Raw genomic sequence first — 3,378 nt, 5'->3', positions numbered from 1 at the left:
GAGGGAACGTCCGGCGGTGCCGGGGGCCGCCGGGAGCGGCCGAAGCCCCACGGGCCGGGCCTCGGCGCCGGTCGGCGCCGACCCCGCCCGGGAGGTGACGGCACCTGGGCGGGACGACGGGGTGCGGGGAGTCACGGGCCGGGGAAGGCCGTGCGGGCCCGAGCCGCTCATCGTTCACCCTCTCCCATCACGGCGCCGAGTCGTTCGCGTTTCCTCCCCATGGACCGGACGGGCACGCCGTCTGTGACACGGCACGCCGATGGAGCACGGCGGCGCGATGCCGTCGTACGCCAGGAGGTCACCGGCACGGGGTCTGCCGCGAGGCCTGAATTACACACCATGTCACACGATGTGTCACCCATGTCCCCGGGCGCACGCCACCGAACCCGCTTGTAGCATGGTTGCGCAGGAGCCGGAAGGGGCGATCATGCACACCGGGGACGACACCGATTCCGACGGCACCGATTCCCTCGAGCGGGCCACGAGGGATTTCATCGCGGCACGTCCGCGGCTGTTCGGGATCGCGTACCGCGTGCTCGGCAGTTCCGCGGAGGCCGAGGACGTCCTCCAGGAGACATGGCTGCGGTGGCAGAACACCGACCGCGGCGGCGTCCACGAGCCCACGGCCTTCCTGACCACGATCACCACGCGCCTGGCCATCAACGTCGCACAGTCCGCGCGGGTGCGGCGGGAGTCCTACGTCGGGCCGTGGCTCCCCGAACCGGTCGACACCCGTCAGGACCCGCAGATGGGCGCGGAGCGCGCCGAGGCGCTGGAACTGGCGGTTCTCCTCCTGCTCGAGAAGCTGAACCCGCTGGAGCGGGGCGCCTACGTGCTGCGGGAAGCCTTCGACTACCCCTACAAGCAGGTCGCGGAGATCCTGGAGACCAGTGAGGCCAACACGCGGCAGCTGGTGAGCCGTGCGCGCAAGCACCTCGCCGCCGAGCGCAAGGAACCCGTCAGCCCCGCCGATCACCGGCGCCTGCTGGAGGTGTTCCTCGCCGCCGCGCAGAAGGGCGACATGGCGGTGCTGGAGAAGGTTCTCGCCGCCGACGTCGTCAGCTACGCGGACGGCGGAGGCGTCCGGGGCGCGTCGAGGATCCCGGTCGTGGGACGTGGCCACGTCTCCAAGTACCTCACCGCCTTCGCACCGCGGTTCTGGCCGCCGGCGCGGACCCGGTGGGTCGAGGCCAACGGACGGCCGGCCGTGCTCGTCTCCGTCGGCGAGAGCGCCGTGGCCCTGCTGTCCGTCGACGTCTCGGCGGACGGGATCGACCGGATCATGTGGGTGATGAACCCGGACAAGCTGTCTTCCTACGTGGCGTCCCTGAGTGGCTGAACCGTCTCCGGGCACGGGTGGGCCGAGCGGGCCCGCCGTGCGCGGCCCACGACGCCGTGGCCCGCGCGGTGCGCCGGGCCTGTGCGGCGGAGGACGCGGGGCTTCTCGCGTCCTTGCCGGCACCCGACGTCACGGCCTTCTCCGACGGCGGTGGCAAGGTCCGGGCCCCGGTCCGACCGTGCACGGCTACGCCCGGGCCGCCCGCGGCGTGCCGAGCCCGCCGGCCCGTGGCCCGCGCACCGCCCCGGACACCCGTTCCGCCGACGGACGGACCGGCCTCGTGGTCCGTCCTGACCGTCAAGCGGCCGCGGTCACCGGCGTCGGCACCGCCGATCACCACGTCGTACGGGTCCGGACCGTCCTCGCCCCCGGCGAGCTCCGCCGCTGGAACCGCCGGCGTCCCTGACGTCCTCCGACGCACGCCGTGACGGACGGACACCGCGGCCCCTGTCACGGAACGGGGACCGTCCCGGTCAACCGGGCGGAACAGCCGAACGGAGAAACGGAGACAGCCGGCTCATGCATCCCGAGACGTCCCTGCTGGAACAGCCCGACCCCGCCGAACGGCCCGCGCACGTGCTCAGGAAGGCGTTCGCATGAGGCCCCGGGACCCCGAAGAGCCCGATCCGGTGGCCGCCGCTGCGACGCTGGCGGCCGAGGCCGCCGTACTCGAAGCGCGTCTGCGCGTGCTGCGCGAGACACTCGGCGCTGTCGACGCGCGTATCGAGGCGGTCTCCGACGCCCTGCGCCGGCTGCGCCGTACGGAATCCCCGCTGGGCCGGTCCTGAGGGAACGGCCTCCTGGGGCCGGGTCAGACCTTTTCGGCGGCCCGGTCCGCGGGGACGGGCCCTCCCTCCGCCGGAGAGGCGGGCGCCTTGTCGAGTTCCGTGAGCATGGTCTTCGTGAAGCCGAAGAAGTAGGTGGCGAGGAAGCCCGTCGCGTAACCGACGAGCAGACCGGCGGTGTAGACGGCGACCGTCCGCCCCAGGCCGTGGTTGCCGTCGAGGAGGGGGAACAGCGCCCACCCCGAGGGGCCGATCGCGGTCGAACCGACGTCCGTGCCCAGCTGGTTGAAGAGGCCGACGAACGCGCCGCCGAAGGCTCCGCCCGCGCAGGCGGTGACGAACGGACGCCCCAGGGGGAGGGACACACCGTAGATGAGGGGCTCTCCGACGCCGAGGAAGCCGGGCCAGAGCGCGGACTTGACGGTCGTCCGGACCGAGGTGTTGTGCGGCAGCCGGCAGTAGACCGCGATCGCCGCACCGACCTGTCCCGCACCCGCCATCGCGAGGATCGGCAGCAGGACGGTGAAGCCGGCGCCCTCGATGAGGGTGGTGTGGATGGGGATCAGGGCCTGGTGCAGGCCCAGCATGACCAGCGGCAGGAAGAGGCCCCCGAGGAGGAACCCGGCGCCCGCGCCACCGTGGGACAGCAGCCAGTCGGCCGCGTCGCCGATCCAGGTGGACACCTCGCCGGCGAGGAACATCAGCCCGAACAGGGTCGCCAGTCCGGCCACGAGCACGGTGACGGTGGGCGTCACCAGGACGTCGACGGCCTCGGGCACCCGGCGCCGGCACCACTTCTCCACGTACACGCCGAGCCACGCGGCACCCAGAGCACCGAGCACGCCGCCCTGTCCCGGTGAGAGGTGCCGGCCGAACGCCTCGACGTCCGCCACTCCCGCGTAGACGATGACCGACGCGACGGCACCCCCCAGGATCGGCGTACCGCCGAACTCCTTGGCCGTGTTGTGGCCGACGAAGACGGCGATCAGGGCCATGAACCCGGACGCCATGGCGGTCAGGGCCGGGGTGATCCCCGGCAGCCAGTGCAGGTTGACCAGCAGGCCGTTCAGGCCGGCGATGATGCCGCAGCCGATGAGCGCGGGAATCAGCGGCACGAAGATGTTCGCGATGCGGCGCAGGAACAGCTTGAGCGGCGTGGCGTTCCTCGCCTTCCGGTCCGCCCTGAGCGCCGCTCCCCGCGCGGCGAGCGCCTCGGCCGTCACGGGGCCGCCCCCGCGGTCCGGGGCGGGGGAC

3 protein-coding genes are annotated in these 3,378 nt (G+C 72.9%); 2 read left to right on the top strand and 1 reads right to left on the bottom strand.

The window, feature by feature from the left end; translation table 11 throughout:
- Positions 1-427: 427 nt before the first annotated feature.
- Together B7767_RS24790 and B7767_RS24780 are read left to right on the top strand one after the other, a co-directional pair.
- Positions 428-1,339 (top strand): RNA polymerase sigma-70 factor, encoded by a 912-nt coding sequence (locus B7767_RS24790; protein ID WP_085574142.1) that lies wholly within the window; start codon positions 428-430, stop codon positions 1,337-1,339.
- A 596-nt stretch (positions 1,340-1,935) separates the two neighbouring features.
- Entirely contained in the window at positions 1,936-2,127 is a 192-nt protein-coding gene (locus B7767_RS24780) for a hypothetical protein (protein WP_085574140.1), read from the top strand.
- A gap of 23 nt (positions 2,128-2,150) precedes the next feature.
- Here B7767_RS24780 and B7767_RS24775 read toward each other — a convergent pair.
- Positions 2,151-3,378 (bottom strand): PTS transporter subunit EIIC (locus B7767_RS24775; RefSeq protein WP_107486303.1); only part of this gene is annotated, 1,228 nt, incomplete at its 5' end.

It is taken from the genome of Streptomyces sp. 13-12-16, assembly GCF_002114215.1.
Taxonomy (GTDB): Bacteria; Actinomycetota; Actinomycetes; order Streptomycetales; family Streptomycetaceae; genus Streptomyces.
The sequence above is the reverse complement of the archived record's forward strand: the minus strand, read 5'-3'. Positions and strand labels throughout refer to the sequence as shown.

Bases quoted from the DNA above. Each gene is read 5' to 3' on its own strand.
- B7767_RS24790 (WP_085574142.1), top strand. From the start codon at position 428: ATGCACACCGGGGACGACACCGATTCCGACGGCACCGATTCCCTCGAG.
- B7767_RS24780 (WP_085574140.1), top strand. From the start codon at position 1,936: ATGAGGCCCCGGGACCCCGAAGAGCCCGATCCGGTGGCCGCCGCTGCG.